Here is a 16,346-nt window from a genome sequence, read left to right on the forward strand (position 1 = left end):
CGTGAACGTGGGACGTCTCACACCACGGCCCGGCGTCTCGTTCGGCGTCGACAAGTGCGAAGATGGGGCTCGGCAGGACAGGGCCCCCACCGAAGGGCCGAGGCAAGAAGCGGCCGCACACCAGCCGCCGACCGGTCACTGGAGACCGGCGTGGCGCACATGCATGGAGGACGTGACGTGGCGAACGACGCCAGCACCGTTTTCGACCTAGTGATCCTCGGCGGTGGCAGCGGTGGTTACGCCGCGGCCCTGCGCGGGGCTCAGCTGGGCCTGGACGTCGCCCTGATCGAGAAGGACAAGGTCGGCGGTACCTGCCTGCACCGGGGATGCATCCCCACCAAGGCCCTGCTGCACGCGGGCGAGATCGCCGACCAGGCCCGCGAGAGCGAGCAGTTCGGTGTGAAGGCCACCTTCGAGGGCATCGACGTACCGGCCGTCCACAAGTACAAGGACGACGTCGTCTCCGGCCTGTACAAAGGCCTGCAGGGGCTGATCGCCTCCCGCAAGGTGACCTACGTCGAGGGTGAGGGCCGGCTCTCCTCCCCCACCTCCGTCGACGTGAACGGCCAGCGGATCCAGGGCCGCCACGTCCTGCTGGCGACCGGCTCCGTGCCGAAGTCGCTGCCGGGCCTGGAGATCGACGGCGACCGCATCATCTCCTCCGACCACGCCCTGGTCCTGGACCGCGTGCCGAAGTCAGCGATCATCCTGGGCGGCGGTGTCATCGGCGTCGAGTTCGCCTCCGCGTGGAAGTCCTTCGGCACCGACGTCACGATCATCGAGGGCCTGAAGCACCTCGTGCCGGCCGAGGACGAGAACTCCTCGAAGCTCCTCGAGCGCGCCTACCGCAAGCGCGGCATCAAGTTCAACCTGGGCACGTTCTTCCAGAAGGCCGAGTACACCCAGGACGGTGTCAAGGTCACCCTGGCGGACGGCAAGGAGTTCGAGGCCGAGGTCCTGCTCGTCGCCATCGGCCGCGGCCCGGTCTCCCAGGGCCTGGGCTACGAGGAGGCCGGGGTCGCCATGGACCGCGGCTTCGTCCTGGTCGACGAGTACATGCGCACCAACGTCCCCACCATCTCCGCCGTCGGTGACCTGGTCCCGACCCTCCAGCTCGCGCACGTCGGCTTCGCCGAGGGCATGCTGGTGGCGGAGCGCCTGGCCGGTCTGAAGACCGTCCCGATCGACTACGACGGTGTCCCGCGGGTGACGTACTGCCAGCCCGAGGTCGCCTCCGTCGGCATCACCGAGGCCAAGGCCAAGGAGATCTACGGTGCGGACAAGGTCGTCGCTCTGAAGTACAACCTGGCGGGCAACGGCAGGAGCAAGATCCTCAAGACCGCGGGCGAGATCAAGCTCGTCCAGGTCAAGGACGGTGCCGTCGTCGGCGTCCACATGGTCGGCGACCGCATGGGCGAGCAGGTCGGCGAGGCCCAGCTGATCTACAACTGGGAGGCGCTGCCGGCCGAGGTCGCCCAGCTCGTCCACGCCCACCCGACCCAGAACGAGGCGCTCGGCGAGGCCCACCTGGCCCTGGCCGGAAAGCCCCTCCACGCCCACGACTGACGCCCCCAGTCCATCGGGCGCGACGACCAGACTTCCGCACTTTTAAAGGAGCAACCGAAACCATGCCGGTTTCCGTAACCCTTCCGGCGCTCGGCGAGAGCGTCACCGAGGGCACTGTCACCCGCTGGCTGAAGGCCGAGGGCGAGCGCGTCGAGGCCGACGAGCCGCTGCTCGAGGTCTCCACCGACAAGGTCGACACCGAGATCCCCGCTCCCGCCTCCGGCGTGCTGTCCTCCATCAAGGTCGCCGAGGACGAGACGGTCGAGGTCGGCGCCGAGCTGGCCCTGATCGACGACGGCAGCGGCGCCCCCGCCGCCGCCCCGGCCGCCGAGCAGGCGCCCGCCGAGCAGGCGCCCGCCGAGCAGGCCGCCCCGCCGGCTCCCGAGCCGCAGCCGCAGGCCGAGCCCTCCACCGAGCAGGCCGCTCCGGCTCCGGCGCCCACCGCCGAGGCCGCGGCCGGCGGCGGCAGCGCCGAGGGCACGGACGTGGTCCTGCCCGCGCTCGGCGAGTCCGTCACCGAGGGCACCGTCACCCGCTGGCTGAAGTCGGTCGGTGACACCGTCGAGGCCGACGAGCCGCTGCTGGAGGTGTCGACGGACAAGGTCGACACCGAGATCCCCGCCCCCACCTCCGGCACCCTGCTGGAGATCGTGGTCGGCGAGGACGAGACGGCCGAGGTCGGCGCCAGGCTCGCCGTCATCGGCGAGGCCGGTGCCGCTCCGGCCGCCGCCCCCGCCCCGGCCGCCCCCGAGGCCCCGGCGCAGCCCGAGCCCGCACCGGAGCCGCAGCAGGCCGCCCCGGCGCCTGCTCCGGCCGCCCCCGCCCCGGCCGCCCCGCAGGCACCGGCCGCCCCCGCCCCGCAGGCGCCTCCGGCTCCGGCTCCGGCTCCGGCTCCGCAGCAGCAGGTCGCCCCGGCTCCCGAGCCGGCGCCGGCCGCTCCGGCCCCGGCCGCCGCCCAGGCTCCGGCCGCCGCCCAGGCCACGGACGAGGGCGCCTACGTCACCCCGCTGGTGCGCAAGCTCGCCGCCGAGAACGGCGTCGACCTGTCCACCGTCAAGGGCACCGGCGTCGGCGGCCGCATCCGCAAGCAGGACGTGCTCGCCGCCGCCGAGGCCGCGAAGGCCGCCGCCCCGGCGCCTGCCGCCGCCACCGCGCCGGCCGCGAGGAAGGCCCCGGTCCTGGAGGCGTCCCCGCTGCGCGGCCAGACCGTGAAGATGCCGCGGATCCGCAAGGTCATCGGCGACAACATGGTCAAGGCCCTGCGCGAGCAGGCCCAGCTGTCGTCGGTCGTCGAGGTCGACGTCACCCGTCTGATGAAGCTGCGCGCCCGCGCCAAGGACGCGTTCGCGGCGCGTGAGGGCGTCAAGCTCTCGCCGATGCCGTTCTTCGTCAAGGCCGCGGCCCAGGCGCTGAAGGCGCACGCGCCCATCAACGCCAGGATCAACGAGGCCGAGGGGACCATCACCTACTTCGACACCGAGCACGTCGGTATCGCGGTGGACTCCGAGAAGGGCCTGATGACCCCGGTCATCAAGAACGCCGGTGACCTCAACCTCGCCGGTATCGCCAAGGCGACGGCCGAGCTGGCGGGCAAGGTCCGCGCCGGCAAGATCACGCCCGACGAGCTGTCCGGCGCGAGCTTCACCATCTCCAACACCGGGTCGCGCGGCGCGCTCTTCGACACGATCATCGTGCCGCCGGGCCAGGTCGCGATCCTCGGCATCGGTGCCACGGTCAAGCGTCCGGCCGTCATCGAGACCGAGGAGGGCACGGTCATCGGCGTCCGCGACATGACCTACCTGACCCTCTCCTACGACCACCGCCTGGTGGACGGTGCCGACGCGGCCCGTTACCTGACGGCGGTCAAGGCGATCCTGGAGGCCGGCGAGTTCGAGGTCGAGCTCGGCCTGTGACCCGCGGTCGCTGACACGGCCCCACGGTGCCCCCGTCCGGAAGCTTCCGGGCGGGGGCACCGCCGTGTTCCCGGCGTATGGAGCGTGTAAGTCTCGTCTCACCTGGGCGAAAGCGCCCCCGCGCGCCCTTCCCGCGCGCTCTCGCGGCCGTATTGTCTAAGCGTCAGCGCCCCCCGGGGTCCCGTGGGCCCCTCCCTAAGGAGAGCCCTCATGACCGCGCCCGTCGTCCACTCGCTGCGCGAACAGATCCGCGAGCACATCCTGGAAGGGATCATCAGCGGACGCTGGAAGCCGGGCGAGCGGATCGTGGAGCGGCGGATCGCGACCGAGCTGGAGGTCAGCCAGACGCCGGTGCGGGAGGCGCTGCGCGAGCTGGAGTCGCTGCGGCTGATCGAGTCGGCGCCCAACAAGGGCGTGCGGGTGCGGAATCTGACGGCCGCCGACCTGGAGGAGAGCTACCCGGTCCGGGCCGGTCTGGAGGCGATCGCCGCGGAGCTGGCGGCGGGGCGGCTGGCGGAGGACTGCTCGGCGCTGGAGCCGCATGTCGCGGCGCTGTACGAGGCGGACCGGCTGGCCGACGGGACGGGGCAGGTGCGGCACACCGTGGCCTTTCACCGGGAGCTGGTGCGGGCGGCGGGGAACTCCGTGCTGCTGCACACCTGGGAAGGGCTGGGGATCGAGGTGTTCACGGCACTGTCGATACGGTGGCTGGGGACGGTGCAGCAGTCGTACGCGGAGGAGCACGAGGAGCTGGTGGCGGCGTTCCGGCGGCGCGATCCGCGGATCGCGGACCTGGTCAAGTCCCATGTGCTGGGGTGCGCGCCGCGGGCGTAGAGGGTGTTTCGCCCCCGGGGCCCCTTCCCGTCCCTGGGGACTTCGCCCCGGACCCCTTCGCGCGGCTCCCCCGCCCCTGAAGCGGTCGCACCCGCTCCACAGCCGTCGCACCGGGCTCTCCGGCGCACCCGGGGGCCGGCGGGGACACCCCCTCTCACCTGCGCAAACCCTCGAAGCGAACGTCACCCGGTGCCACCGCCGGAGGCACGCCGTGCCTACTTTCTCGTGATCAAGAGATTTTCCCCCTCAACCCTTTGATCGATCATCGATCAGGGGGTTACAGTCGCCAGCGGGCTCGCACCCGAGCCCTCGCCCTGTCCTGCCAAAGACCAAGGGCACCCCGAACCCTTACCGATGAGGGAACCCCCTTCGACTGAGGAAGGCGGCGACATGACCGACCCCAACGCCATCCAGCCGAGCGAGCTCGACCAGCTCCCGGACCGCGACCCCGAGGAGACCGCCGAGTGGCAGGCCTCCCTGGACGCCGTCACCGAGGCGGCCGGGCCGCACCGTGCCGCGTACCTGATGCGCCGCACGCTGGAGCGCGCCGAGGGCGCCGGCATCGCGCTGCCGAAGCTCCTCGAGACCGACTACGTCAACACCATCCCCACCTCCGCCGAACCGGCCGTGGACGGCGACGAGGAGATGGAGCAGCGGATCACCGCCTGGAACCGCTGGAACGCGGCGGCCATGGTGACCCGCGGCAGCAAGTACGGCGTCGGCGGCCACATCGCCACCTTCGCCTCCGCCGCCTGGCTCTACGAGACCGGCTTCAACCACTTCTTCCGCGGCAAGGAGCGCGACGGCTCCGGCGACCAGCTCTACATCCAGGGCCACGCCTCCCCCGGCATCTACGCCCGCGCCTTCCTCGACGGCCGGATCGGCGAGGAGCAGCTCGACAACTTCCGCCGCGAGGCCGGCGGCAACGGCCTGCCGTCGTACCCGCACCCGCGGCGGCTGCCCTGGCTGTGGGAGTTCCCGACCGTCTCCATGGGCCTGGGGCCGATCTCCGCGATCTACCAGGCGCGCTTCAACCGCTATCTGACCAGCCGCGGCATCAAGGACGTCGCCGAGTCGCACGTCTGGGCGTTCCTCGGCGACGGCGAGATGGACGAGCCCGAGTCGACGAGCGCGCTCACCCTCGCCTCCCGCGAGCAGCTGGACAACCTCACCTTCGTCGTCAACTGCAACCTGCAGCGTCTGGACGGACCGGTCCGCGCCAACTTCAAGATCGTGCAGGAGCTGGAGGCCCAGTTCCGCGGCGCCGGCTGGAACGTCGTCAAGACCCTGTGGGGCACGGCGTGGGACGAGCTGTTCCAGCTCGACACCACGGGCGCGCTGGTCCGCCGGCTGCGCGAGGTGCCCGACGCCCAGGTGCAGACGTACCAGACGCGCGACGCCGCCTACATCCGCGAGGACTTCTTCGGCAAGGACCCGGCGCTCGCCGAGATGGCGAAGCTGCTGAGCGACGACAAGATCCTCGAGTGCTTCCACGTCTCGCGCGGCGGCCACGAGGCCCGCAAGGTCTACGCCGCGTACAAGGCGGCGCTCGCCCACAAGGGCGCGCCGACCGTGATCCTGGCGCAGACGGTCAAGGGCCACACCCTCGGTGAGGGCTTCGCCTCGAAGAACGCCAACCACCAGATGAAGAAGCTGACGGTGGACGAGTTCAAGGCGATGCGCGACCGCCTCGGCCTGCCGGTCAGGGACAGCGACTTCGTCGACGGCGTGGTGCCCTACGCCCACCCGGGCGCCGGCTCCCCCGAGGTCCGCTACCTCCAGGAGCGCCGCGCCGCCCTCGGCGGTCCGGCCCCGGCCCGCCGCGTCCACCCGGTCGCGCCGCTGCCCCAGCCCGCCGACAAGGCGTTCGCCGCCTTCGACAAGGGCTCCGGCTCGCAGAACGTGGCCACCACCATGGCCTTCGTCCGCCTGGTCAAGGACCTGGTCCGCGACAAGGAGACCGGAAAGCGCTGGGTGCCGATCGTCCCCGACGAGGCGCGCACCTTCGGCATGGAGAGCCTCTTCCCGTCCCTGGGCATCTACTCGCCGATGGGCCAGACGTACGAGCCGGTCGACCGCGACCAGCTGATGTACTACAAGGAAGCCAAGAACGGGCAGATCCTCAACGAGGGGATCACCGAGGCCGGCGCCATGGCCGAGTTCATCGCCGCCTCGACGTCGTACGCGACGCACGGCGAGACGATGATCCCGTTCTACATCTACTACTCGATGTTCGGCTGGCAGCGCACCGGCGACCAGATGTGGCAGCTCGGCGACCAGCTCGGCCGCGGCTTCCTGGTCGGCGCCACGGCCGGCCGGACGACCCTGACGGGCGAGGGCCTGCAGCACGCCGACGGCCACTCGCCGGTCATCGCGGCGACCAACCCGGCGGCGCTGACGTACGACCCGGCCTTCGCGTACGAGATCGGCGTCATCGTCAAGGAGGGTCTGCGCCGGATGTTCGGCGAGGCCCTGCCCGGCGAGGACCAGAACGTCTTCTACTACCTGACGGTCTACAACGAGCCGCTGCCGCAGCCCGCCAAGCCGTCGGTGGCCGGCATCGACCAGGGCATCGTCAAGGGCCTGTACCGCTTCAACACGGCGGAGACGGCCGGCCTGTCCCCGGTCGCCGACGCCCCGCGGATCCAGCTCCTCGGCTCCGGTACGGCGATCCACTGGGCGCTGAAGGCGCAGCGGATGCTCTGCGAGGAGTGGGGCGTGGCAGCCGACGTGTGGTCCGCCACCTCGTGGACGGAGCTGCGCCGGGACGCCATGGAGGCCGACGAGGCGCTGCTGCGCGGCGAGGAGCGGGTGCCGTTCGTCCGGCAGGCGCTGCAGGGCGCCGAGGGCCCGGTGCTGGCGGTGTCCGACTACATGCGGCAGGTCCCGGACCAGATCGCGCAGTGGGTCGAGCAGGACTACACGTCGCTGGGCGCCGACGGCTTCGGCCTGTCGGACACCCGTGACGCGGCCCGCCGCCACTTCGGCGTGGACGCCGAGTCCATCGTCGTGGCGGCCCTGGCCCAGCTCGCCCGGCGCGGTGAGGTGCGGGCGGCGGCCGTGAAGGAAGCGCGCGGGAAGTACGGCCTGTGACGGCCTGACCGTGGAGGAGGCCCCCGCCCCGGCGGGGGCCTCTTGCATGATGGGCCCATGCGTGCCGCCCGGTTGATCAAAATGGTCCTGCTGCTCCAGTCCCGGCCCTCCATGACCGCCGCCGAGCTGGCGCGGGAGCTGGAGGTGTCGGAGCGGACCGTCACCCGGGACGCGCAGGCGCTGTCGGAGGCCGGGGTGCCGGTCCACGCCGACCGGGGGCGGATCGGCGGCTACCGGCTGGTCGGCGGCTACCGGACCCGGCTGACGGGGCTGGCCCGGGGCGAGGCGGAGGCGCTGTTCCTGTCCGGGGTACCGGGGGCGCTGCGCGAGATGGGGCTCGAGGACGCCGCCTCGGCGGCCCGGCTGAAGGTGTCGGCGGCGCTGCTGCCGTCCCTGCGGGACGCCTCCCGGACGGCCGCGCAGCGCTTCCACCTGGACGCCCCGAACTGGTTCCGCGAGCCGGAGACGCCCGAGCTGCTGCCCGCCGTCGCGGACGCGGTCTGGGACGACCGGCGGATCACCGCCCGCTACCGGCGTGACGACACCGACGTGGAGCGGGAGCTGGAGCCGTACGGGCTCGTGCTCAAGGCGGGCGTCTGGTACCTGTGCGCGCGGGTGACGGGGCGCGGGTCCCTCCGGGTGTACCGGATCGACCGGTTCACGGCGGTGGAGGCGGGCGAGGAGCGCTTCGAGCGGGCGGCGGAGTTCGATCTGCCCGCGTTCTGGGAGGAGCGGGCGGAGCAGTTCGCGCGGTCCCTCCTGCGGACGGAGGTCGTGGTGCGGCTGACGGCGGAGGGCGCGCGCCGGCTCGCGCACACCGTGGATCCGCTGTCGGCGCGGGAGGCGCTGGCCGGGGCGGACGGGCCCGACGCCGCGGGGCGGGTGACGGTGACCCTGCCGGTGGAGTCCGAGGAGGTCGCCCATACGCAGCTGACCGCGCTGGGGGCGGAGGTGGAGGTGCTGGCGCCGCCGGGCCTGCGGGAGCGGTTCGCCGCTCAGGCGGCGCGGCTGGCGGAGCTGTACCGGCCGCGGTAGTGCGCGCACTCCGGGTGCGTCGCCCGGCCCCAGGACCGATGCTGGACGCGTGATGGACGAGACGGAGTTCTGGCAGCTGGTGGACGCCGCCCGGGAGGACGCCGAGGGCGATCCGGAGGAGCAGGCCGACCTGCTCGTGGAGCGGCTCCTGCGGCTGGACCCGGAGGCGGTCCTGGACTTCGCCCGTCACTTCGAGTCCCGCTACCACCGCGCCTACCACTGGGATCTGTGGGGCGCCGCGTGGGTGCTCCTCGACGGGGCGAGCGACGACGCGTTCGACTTCTTCCGGTGCTGGCTGATCGGCCAGGGCCGGGAGGTGTTCGAGGGCGCCCTGCACGACCCGGACGCGCTCGCCGGTCTGCTGGAGGACTTCGACGAGGAGATCGACGGCGACGGCGAGGACCTCGGTTACGCGGCGGACGAGGCCTACGAGCAGCTCACCGGCACGGTGGCGCCCGACCTCGAGCTGCCGCCGGCCCCGGCGGAGCCGGAGGGCACGCCCCTCGACTTCGAGAACGAGGCGCTGCTCGCGGAACGCTACCCGCGGCTGTGGGAGCGGTTCCGCGGCTGAGCCGCGAGGGCTCGCGCCCTGCTTTCCGCAACCGGGCCGCAGGGGCGCCCCGCCGGTTCACGGGCGCCGGTGCGCGCCCGGTGCGTGGGGCGGGGGGCGGCGTTGGCCCGCGTCAGGGCGGGGGGCGGCGTTGGCCCGCGTCAGGGCGGAGGCGGTGTGCGCGGCCGGGCCCTGGACGACGGCCGCGGCGGCGCACGGGGCCGCCCGGGGACGGCGCAGGGCCTGCGTCCAGGTGGTGCTTCGTCCGAGGCTGTCACTCACCGGCTCCGCGCTTCGTTCCGTGGGCCGTTCGCAGGGCGTTCCGGCTGTCGCCCCGTGTCTCGCGGCCCTGGAGGCGGGCCGCGAGGGTCCTGATGTCCGGGAGGCGGGCCTGCAGGGCGGCGCCCGGGCAGTCGGTCATGTAGCCGTCGGTGTGACCCGCGAGCGCGGGCAGCGTGGCGGTGGTGCCGGCCGCGTAGCGGCTGCCGCCGTTGCTGGAGACCAGCCGGACGTCCGCGCGCGGGTCGGTGCCGGACGTGCCGAGCTTCCAGGCGGCCAGCGCGGCGATGGAGTGCAGCATCTCGGGCGGCACGTGCGCGCCCTCGGTGAAGGTGCCGAGGGCGGCGATCCCGGTGGTGCGGTGGTTGAAGCCCTGGGTGTGGGCGCCGGTGACGGGCCGGTCGACGCCGCCCGCGCGGCCCTCGTAGACGGTGCCGCAGCGGTCGACGACGAAGTTGTAGCCGAGGTCGTCCCAGTCGCGGCCGAGGATCTGTCCCTCGTACAGGCTCCGGATGATGCCGGGCGCGTCCGCGCAGTCGTAGTCGTTGGGCGAGTCGGTGTGGTGGACGAAGACGGCGACGACCTCGTCGTCGTAGCGCGGGGGCGGCTGCTCGCGGGCGCCGTCGCCCAGCCAGACCGCGCGCGGCACGACGGCCGGCCGGGGCGCCCGGTGGGGGGCCGCGGTCCGCGCGGCGGGGCGGGCGGACTCGGCGGCGTGTTCGACGCCGTACGCGCACAGCACCAGGGCGACGGCGGCGGCCAGGCCCGGCAGACAGCCGAGCGAGGACGTGGCGGCGCCGGGCAGCCCCGGGGTGCCGGGCCCGCCGGGTATCCGGGGGGAGTGGCGCTTCCGCGCTCCGCGCGGTCTCCTGAGGACACGCATGGTCCCACTGTGGGGCGGGTCCGCCCGGCCCGCGAGAGGTGCTGTGCCACCCGGTGGAACCATCGTCGCGGTCCGCGGTGTTTCCCCGGTGCACGGGCGCGTGGCCGCATTCGGGCGGCCGTCGCGCGCGTGGCTGGTCACCGGGCCCCTCCTGTCCGTGCCGACGGGCCGGTGGGCCCGGGAGGAAGGCGGCGTCCGTGGACCTGCTCGACATCCTGCTGCCGCTGGTCGTCCTGGCCCACGCGGCGTCCGGTCACCGGCGCGGGCTGCTGGCCTGCTGTGTCTCGCCGGCCGGTTTCGCGGGCGGTGCGGCCGTCGGCGTGTGGCTCCTGCCGTGGGTGAGGGACCTGGTGACGCCGGGGACGACCCGGGCGACGGTGACGGCCGTGGTCGCGGTGCTGCTGCCGGCGGTGGCCGGCCACGGGCCGGCGGGGCGGCCGGCGCTGCGGCTGCGGCGGAAGCTGGACCGGGGGCCGCCGCGGGCGGCGGACGGGACCGCCGGGGCGGTGGCCAGCGCGGTCGCGGTGCTGATCGTGGCGTGGGCGGCGGCGAGCGTGCCGGGCGCCTCCTCGTCCCCGCCGGTGACGTCGGCGATCCGGGACTCCCGGCTGCTGGGCGCGGTGCAGGACACGGTGCCGGGGACCACGCCGGGCTGGTTCCCGCGGGCCGCCCCGGCGCTGACCGAGGCGGGTTTCCCGCAGGTCCACGACCCGTTCGAGAACGGGCCGGCGGCCCGGGCCGCCGGGCCGTCCGGGGACGGTGTCACGGAGGCGGCGGCCCAGGCCGCCCGGCGGAGCACGGTGAAGGTCGAGGGGGTCGCGGGCGTCCAGGGCCGCGAGGGCAGCGGCTTCGTGTACGCGCGGGAGCGCGTGATGACCAACGCCCATGTGGTGGCCGGCATCGGCGAGCCGACCGTGCGCGTGGGCGGGGCCGGGCGGACGTACGAGGCGCGGGTGGTGCTGTTCGACCCGCGCGGGGACGTGGCCGTGCTGTACGTGCCGGACCTGCGGGCGCCCGTGCTGCGGTTCGCCGGCGACGCGGCGCGCGGCGACCCGGCGGTCGTCGCGGGCTATCCGCAGGACGGCGGCCTCGATCTGCGGGCGGCCACGGTGGCGAGCCGGGTGCGGGCCGGGGGGCAGGACATCTACAACGACGAGACGGTCGTCCGGGAGGTCTACTCGATCCGCTCCACCGTCCGCCCCGGCAACTCCGGCGGCCCGCTGCTGACCCCCGACGGCCGGGTGTACGGGGTGGTCTTCGCCCGCTCCGCGTCGGACGCCGGGACCGGTTACGTGCTCACGGCGGCCGAGGTGGCGGACGACGCCGAGCGCGCGGCGCGGGCGACGGCGCCGGTGGAACCGGGGGAGCTGGTGACCTCGTAGCGACGGGCCGGTCAGACCAGGGACCGGCCCATCAGGACGTCGTCGGCGTACTCGCCGTCGAGGAGGAACTCGCCCGGCTGGACGCCCTCCACGACGAAGCCCTCGGACGCGTACAGCGCCCGGGCGGGGGTGTTGTGGCCGAGCACGCGCAGGGTGATCCGGCGGGCGCCGCGCTCCCGCGCCTCCGCGACGGCGGCCCGCACCAGGGCCCGGCCCACGCCCAGGCCGCGCGCCTCCTCGGCGACGGCGAGGCCCTGGATCTGCCGTACGTGCCGGTTGGCGGCGAGCGCGGTGGGGAAGCCGAGGCGGACGTAGCCCACCAGCCGGCCCCCGTACTCGGCGACGCGGTGGTCACGGGGCCCGGAGCGCTCGCCGAAGAAGGAGTCGTACGGCGGCCGCGGCGGCGGGGTCACGGCGTGCAGGGGTGACCAGGTCGCGCGGTCCAGCAGGGCCAGCTCCCCTTCGTCGTCGGGGCGGGCGATGCGTATGAGCGGCTCGGGCATGGGGGCCACTGTACGGCCGGGTCGTGGCGTTCCAGCCGTGATTTCCGGGCCCCGAGGGGCAGGATGGACGCCATGGAACGTTCCCGAATCGCGGTGGCCGGTGCGTCCGGGCTCATCGGTGGCGCCCTGGCGCGGTCCCTGGCGGCGGACGGGCACGAGGTGGTCCGGCTGGTGCGGGGTGCGCCCCGGGCGGCGGACGAGGTGCAGTGGGATCCGGAGCGGGGGTCGGTGGACGCGGAGGGGCTCGCCGGGTGCGACGCCGTCGTGAACCTGGCGGGGGCCGGGGTCGGCGACCACCGCTGGACGGCCGCGTACAAGGGGCGGATCAGGGCCAGCCGGGTGCGGGGCACGACCGCGCTCGCCGAGGCCGTCGCCGCGCTGCCGCGGGACGTGCGGCCCCGTGTCCTCCTGAACGGCAGCGCGACCGGCTACTACGGCGAGACCGGTGACCGGACGGTGGACGAGGACGCGCCGCCGGGCGCGGGCTTCCTGCCGCGGCTGTGCGTGGAGTGGGAGGCCGCCGCGGCACCGGCGCGGGAGGCGGGCGTACGGACCGTCTTCGCGCGGACCGGGCTGGTGGTGGCCCGCGGGGGCGGGGCGTGGGGCAGGCTCTTCCCGCTGTTCCGGGCGGGGCTGGGCGGGCGGCTGGGGGACGGGCGCCAGTACTGGTCGTTCATCGCGCTGCACGACGAGGTGGCCGCGCTGCGCCATCTCCTGGACACCGAGGGGCTGTCGGGACCGTTCAACCTGACGGCCCCGTACCCGGTGACCAACCGTGAGATCACCGAGGCGATGGCCCGCGTGCTGCACCGGCCGGCGGTCTTCGCGGTGCCGGCGCCCGTGCTGCGGACGGTGCTCGGGGAGATGGCCGGGGACGTGCTGGGCAGCGCCCGGGTGGTGCCGGCGCGGCTGCTGGAATCGGGCTTCCGGTTCGCCTTCCCCCGGATCGAGGGGGCGGTCAGGGCGGCGCTGTGAGTGTGCGTGGGCGTGATGCGTACGGAACTGGGCTCCCTGCTACCACATCGTGCCCATCCGGTGCATGTATGCGACCGTCGTGCGCCCGTGCTCTGTCCATGCGCGACTGACCCGATGACCGGTCACGGCCCTAACCTCGACCGGAACTCGGCTATCCCTGGGGCCTGTTGAGGGCATGACGTCTCCAGCGCCCGCTCAACCTCGAGGAGGGGCACGTGCTTGAGCCCACGTACCAGGCGGACGTCGTCGTCGTGGGGGCCGGGGTCGCCGGACTCTCCGCGGCGCGACGACTGACCAGCGCAGGAGTCACCACCGTGGTCCTGGAGGCCGCCCACGAGGTGGGCGGCCGCATGGCGACCGAGCAGGCCGACGGCTTCCGGCTCGACCGCGTCGGACGGCTGCTGTCCACGGCGTACCCCGAACTACGGCTGACGCCGGGTCTCGACGGCCTCGTGCTGAGTCCGTTCGCCCCCGGCGTCCTGCTGCACAGCGGCGGGCGGCACCACCGCGCGGGCGCGGGAGGCGTTCGAGGGGCGCGGAGCGCGAGGGGCGCGCTGCACGCGGTGCGCGCTCTGACGAGCGCCCCACGGCCGGGGGCCGGTCCCAGGAGGCCGGTGGCCGTGCCGGGACGGCAGGTCTCCGTGCCCCGCAGCCGTACCGGCGCTCCGCTGGGCACGGCGGTCGACCAGGCCCGGCTGGGCGCCGCGTTCGGCAAGCTCGCGGGCACGCCCGTGGAACGGCTGCTGGCCCGGCCCGAGATGCCGGCGGCCGAGGCGCTGGTGGCCCGGGGGCTGCCCGCCCGCACCATCGACGGCTTTCTCCGTCCGCTGCTCGCCGCCCTGCTGTGCGACCCCGATCTCACCACGTCCAGCCGGTGCGCGGACCTCGCGCTGCGGGCGTTCGCGAGCGGGCGGCTGTGTCTGCCGGAGGGCGGCGCCGAGGCGCTGCCGCGGGAGCTGGCGCGGACCCTGCCGCCGGGCACGGTGCGCACGGGCGTGCGGGTCACCTCCGTGTCGACGACCTCGGTGACCACCGCCGAGCACGGCGAGTTCCGGTGCGGCGCGGTGCTGATCGCGACCGGGGCGCGCGCCGCCGCCGAACTGCTGCCCGGCCTGCGCGTGCCGGACTTCCACCCGGTGACGGTGCTGCACCACACCACCGACGAACCCCCGGCGACCGGCGCCTCGCTGCTGCTGGACGCCGACCGGGGCGGCCCGGTCGCGCACACGGCGGTCGTCAGCGAGGTCGACCCGTCCCGCGCCCCGGGCGGGCGCGTCCTGGTGACGTCGACGGTCCTGGGCCCGCCCGAGCCGGAGATCGACACCGCCGTGCGCAGGCACCTGGCCCGGCTCTACGGCATGCCGACGGCCCGCTGGGAGACGCTGGCCGTGCACCACACCGCGGAGGCGGTTCCCGCCATGCGCCCGCCGCACGACCTGCGCCGCGCGGTGCGCCTGCTGGCGGGCCTGTACGTCTGCGGCGACCACCGCGACACCGGGACGGTCCAGGGGGCCCTGCACTCGGCTCACCGGGCCTCGGCGGCGATCCTGGCGGACCTGGGCGTGGACCGTCCGCTGCACACGGCGGACCCGGTGCCGACGGCTCGCGCGGCCTGACCCCGCCCCGGGTGGGGAGCGGGCCGCGCGGTCCGGCGTCTGCGGGGTGCCGCCGCGCCCTCCCGTGCCCTCCCGTGCCCTCCCGTGCAGCCCCGGGCGGCACGGCGGCCCGCGGCGGCACGGCGGGCCCGGGCCGCCGTGCCGCAGGCGTCAGGCGTAGGTCGCGACCTTGTCCCGGTACGTGCGTACCGGGGCCGCGTCGCGGTAGGGCTCCAGCCGGCGTTCGAAGTCCCGGACGTACTCCACCGCCCGCACCGAGCGCATCTCCGCCGCCTGGGCAGCCGCCTCGGCCGCCAGCTGGCAGGCCTGGTCGAGTTCGCCGAGGCCGAGGCGGGCGGTGGCCAGCACCACCCGGCAGAACAGCCGGCTGCGGGCGTAGCCCGGGGCCCGCAGTTGCAGGGAGCGCTCCGCGTGCTGGGCGGCGGCGCGGAACTGCTGGAGGTCCCGGTGGCAGTGCCCGAACTCGTCGGCGAGCTGCGCCTCGTCGAAGAAGCGCGCCCAGGGCGGGACCTCGTCGCCGGGCGGCCGGGCGCTCTCCAGGGCGCGCTCGGCGCGTACCAGCGCGGCCGTGCAGGCCCGCACCTCGCCGAGCACCGCGTGCCCGCGCGCCTCGGCGGCGTGCAGCAGCGCCTGCACGGCCGGCGGGGCGGAGCCGCCCGCGCCCTGCTGGGCGACCCGCGCGAGCTGCACGGCCTCCCGGCCGTGACCGAGGTAGACGGCCTGCCGGCTCATGGTGACCAGGACGTAGGCGCCGTAGGGCCGGTCCCCCGCCGCCTGCGCCAGCCGCAGCGCCTGCACGAAGTAGCGCTGCGCGAGCCCGTGCGCGGCGATGTCGTACGACGTCCAGCCGGCCAGCCGGGTCAGCTCGGCGGCGGCCGCGAACAGCCGGCGCCCGGTCTGCTCGCCGTAGGTGCCGCGCAGCATCGGCTCGCACTCGTGCTCCAGGTAGCGCACCAGGGCCTGGCGGGCGTGACCGCCGCCGTAGGCGTCGTCGAGGGTGCGGAACAGCTCGCCGACCGAGCGCAGCGCGGCGACGTCACCGCCGGTGACGCGGTGGCCGGGGCCCCGTTCGGCCGCGCCGCGCCGGCGGGCGGCGAGTTCGGCCGGACCCGGGAGGCGGGGCGACGGACGGCTCTGGGCGGGGACCCGCGGCGGCGGCTCCGCGCGGGCCACCTTCTCGTCGGCGCGCCCGATGAGCCAGTCCCGGCTCGGCACGACCAGCCCCGCCGAGGTGAAGGCGATCTTGCGCAGCTCGGCGTGGCTGCCGGAGTCCTTGCGCCACAGCCCGCTGACGATGTCCACGGCCTCCTCGGGAGAGGCGGCGAACTCCAGGCCGGCGTAGACCGGCGCGCAGGCGTCCAGGCCCAGGTCCTGGGCGGTGAGACGGCGGCCCAGGCGCCGGGTGAAGACCTCGGCGATCAGCGCCGGGGTGGTGCCCCTCGGCTGCTGTCCGCGCAGCCAGCGGGTGACGGAGGTCTTGTCGTATCTCAGGTCGAGCCCGTGTTCCAGACCGAGCTGGTCCACGCGACGGGCGAGTCCCGCGTTGGAGAACCCCGCTTCTGCGATGAGCGCGGCGAGCTGTCGGTTGGGGGTGCGCTGCGCGGGTCGTTCCGTCATCTGCGGTGCGGTCTCCTGCCTTCCGGTGAACGATGTGCCCGGATTGCCTGTGAGCAGCCCTTATGGCCTTCTGGACGGCGCGAATGTAGCGGAGAGTGAA

The 16,346-nt window shown here is 74.6% G+C and carries 12 protein-coding genes; 9 read left to right on the top strand and 3 right to left on the bottom strand.

Annotated elements, in window-relative coordinates:
- The first annotated feature begins 177 nt into the window (after positions 1 to 177).
- From lpdA to ACF07S_RS13260, 6 genes are all read left to right on the top strand, one after another.
- Complete coding sequence (gene lpdA, locus ACF07S_RS13235) at positions 178 to 1,566, top strand: dihydrolipoyl dehydrogenase (RefSeq protein ID WP_391965228.1); 1,389 nt, start codon at positions 178 to 180, stop codon at positions 1,564 to 1,566.
- 62 nt (positions 1,567 to 1,628) lie between these two features.
- Positions 1,629 to 3,479 carry a 2-oxoglutarate dehydrogenase, E2 component, dihydrolipoamide succinyltransferase gene (gene sucB, locus ACF07S_RS13240; protein WP_391974192.1) on the top strand — a complete coding sequence of 617 codons (1,851 nt, stop codon included), beginning with the start codon at positions 1,629 to 1,631 and terminating at the stop codon, positions 3,477 to 3,479.
- A 210-nt stretch (positions 3,480 to 3,689) separates the two neighbouring features.
- Positions 3,690 to 4,313 (top strand): GntR family transcriptional regulator, encoded by a 624-nt coding sequence (locus tag ACF07S_RS13245; RefSeq protein WP_391965230.1) that lies wholly within the window; start codon positions 3,690 to 3,692, stop codon positions 4,311 to 4,313.
- 390 nt (positions 4,314 to 4,703) lie between these two features.
- On the top strand, positions 4,704 to 7,406 hold the full coding sequence (gene aceE / locus ACF07S_RS13250) for a pyruvate dehydrogenase (acetyl-transferring), homodimeric type (RefSeq protein WP_391974193.1): 2,703 nt from the start codon (positions 4,704 to 4,706) through the stop codon (positions 7,404 to 7,406).
- Positions 7,407 to 7,463: 57 nt separating this feature from the next.
- On the top strand, positions 7,464 to 8,441 hold the full coding sequence (locus ACF07S_RS13255) for a helix-turn-helix transcriptional regulator (RefSeq protein ID WP_391965232.1): 978 nt from the start codon (positions 7,464 to 7,466) through the stop codon (positions 8,439 to 8,441).
- Between the two features lie 52 nt (positions 8,442 to 8,493).
- Positions 8,494 to 9,012, top strand: a complete 519-nt coding sequence (locus ACF07S_RS13260; RefSeq protein ID WP_391965343.1) for a DUF4240 domain-containing protein — start codon at positions 8,494 to 8,496, stop codon at positions 9,010 to 9,012.
- Between the two features lie 253 nt (positions 9,013 to 9,265).
- Here ACF07S_RS13260 and ACF07S_RS13265 read toward each other — a convergent pair whose 3' ends face one another.
- Complete coding sequence (locus tag ACF07S_RS13265) at positions 9,266 to 10,153, bottom strand: peptidoglycan recognition protein (RefSeq protein ID WP_391974194.1); 888 nt, start codon at positions 10,151 to 10,153, stop codon at positions 9,266 to 9,268.
- 197 nt (positions 10,154 to 10,350) lie between these two features.
- Between ACF07S_RS13265 and ACF07S_RS13270 the strand changes: the two genes are divergently transcribed.
- On the top strand, positions 10,351 to 11,535 hold the full coding sequence (locus ACF07S_RS13270) for a MarP family serine protease (RefSeq protein ID WP_391974195.1): 1,185 nt from the start codon (positions 10,351 to 10,353) through the stop codon (positions 11,533 to 11,535).
- Positions 11,536 to 11,546: 11 nt separating this feature from the next.
- Here ACF07S_RS13270 and ACF07S_RS13275 read toward each other — a convergent pair whose 3' ends face one another.
- Positions 11,547 to 12,038 (bottom strand): GNAT family N-acetyltransferase, encoded by a 492-nt coding sequence (locus ACF07S_RS13275; protein WP_391974196.1) that lies wholly within the window; start codon positions 12,036 to 12,038, stop codon positions 11,547 to 11,549.
- Between the two features lie 72 nt (positions 12,039 to 12,110).
- Here ACF07S_RS13275 and ACF07S_RS13280 point away from each other — a divergent pair, with 72 nt between their 5' ends.
- Both ACF07S_RS13280 and ACF07S_RS13285 read left to right on the top strand, forming a co-directional pair.
- Positions 12,111 to 13,013 carry a TIGR01777 family oxidoreductase gene (locus ACF07S_RS13280; protein WP_391965236.1) on the top strand — a complete coding sequence of 301 codons (903 nt, stop codon included), beginning with the start codon at positions 12,111 to 12,113 and terminating at the stop codon, positions 13,011 to 13,013.
- 215 nt (positions 13,014 to 13,228) lie between these two features.
- Positions 13,229 to 14,629 carry an NAD(P)/FAD-dependent oxidoreductase gene (locus ACF07S_RS13285; RefSeq protein ID WP_391965237.1) on the top strand — a complete coding sequence of 467 codons (1,401 nt, stop codon included), beginning with the start codon at positions 13,229 to 13,231 and terminating at the stop codon, positions 14,627 to 14,629.
- Positions 14,630 to 14,779: 150 nt separating this feature from the next.
- Here the strand turns inward: ACF07S_RS13285 and ACF07S_RS13290 are convergent, their stop codons facing one another.
- The gene (locus ACF07S_RS13290; protein WP_391965238.1) at positions 14,780 to 16,246 is read right to left on the bottom strand and encodes a regulator; all 1,467 of its coding nucleotides are present in this window, start codon (positions 16,244 to 16,246) and stop codon (positions 14,780 to 14,782) included.
- Positions 16,247 to 16,346: the final 100 nt, after the last annotated feature.

The organism is Streptomyces sp. NPDC016640 (assembly GCF_043076215.1).
In the GTDB taxonomy this organism is placed as follows: Bacteria; Actinomycetota; Actinomycetes; order Streptomycetales; family Streptomycetaceae; genus Streptomyces.

Excerpts from the sequence above, each read along its gene's own strand:
- sucB (WP_391974192.1), top strand. The coding sequence starts at position 1,629 with ATGCCGGTTTCCGTAACCCTTCCGGCGCTCGGCGAGAGCGTCACCGAG.
- ACF07S_RS13245 (WP_391965230.1), top strand. The coding sequence starts at position 3,690 with ATGACCGCGCCCGTCGTCCACTCGCTGCGCGAACAGATCCGCGAGCAC.
- aceE (WP_391974193.1), top strand. The coding sequence starts at position 4,704 with ATGACCGACCCCAACGCCATCCAGCCGAGCGAGCTCGACCAGCTCCCG.
- ACF07S_RS13255 (WP_391965232.1), top strand. The coding sequence starts at position 7,464 with ATGCGTGCCGCCCGGTTGATCAAAATGGTCCTGCTGCTCCAGTCCCGG.
- ACF07S_RS13260 (WP_391965343.1), top strand. The coding sequence starts at position 8,494 with ATGGACGAGACGGAGTTCTGGCAGCTGGTGGACGCCGCCCGGGAGGAC.
- ACF07S_RS13265 (WP_391974194.1), bottom strand. The coding sequence starts at position 10,153 with ATGCGTGTCCTCAGGAGACCGCGCGGAGCGCGGAAGCGCCACTCCCCC.
- ACF07S_RS13275 (WP_391974196.1), bottom strand. The coding sequence starts at position 12,038 with ATGCCCGAGCCGCTCATACGCATCGCCCGCCCCGACGACGAAGGGGAG.
- ACF07S_RS13280 (WP_391965236.1), top strand. The coding sequence starts at position 12,111 with ATGGAACGTTCCCGAATCGCGGTGGCCGGTGCGTCCGGGCTCATCGGT.
- ACF07S_RS13290 (WP_391965238.1), bottom strand. The coding sequence starts at position 16,246 with ATGACGGAACGACCCGCGCAGCGCACCCCCAACCGACAGCTCGCCGCG.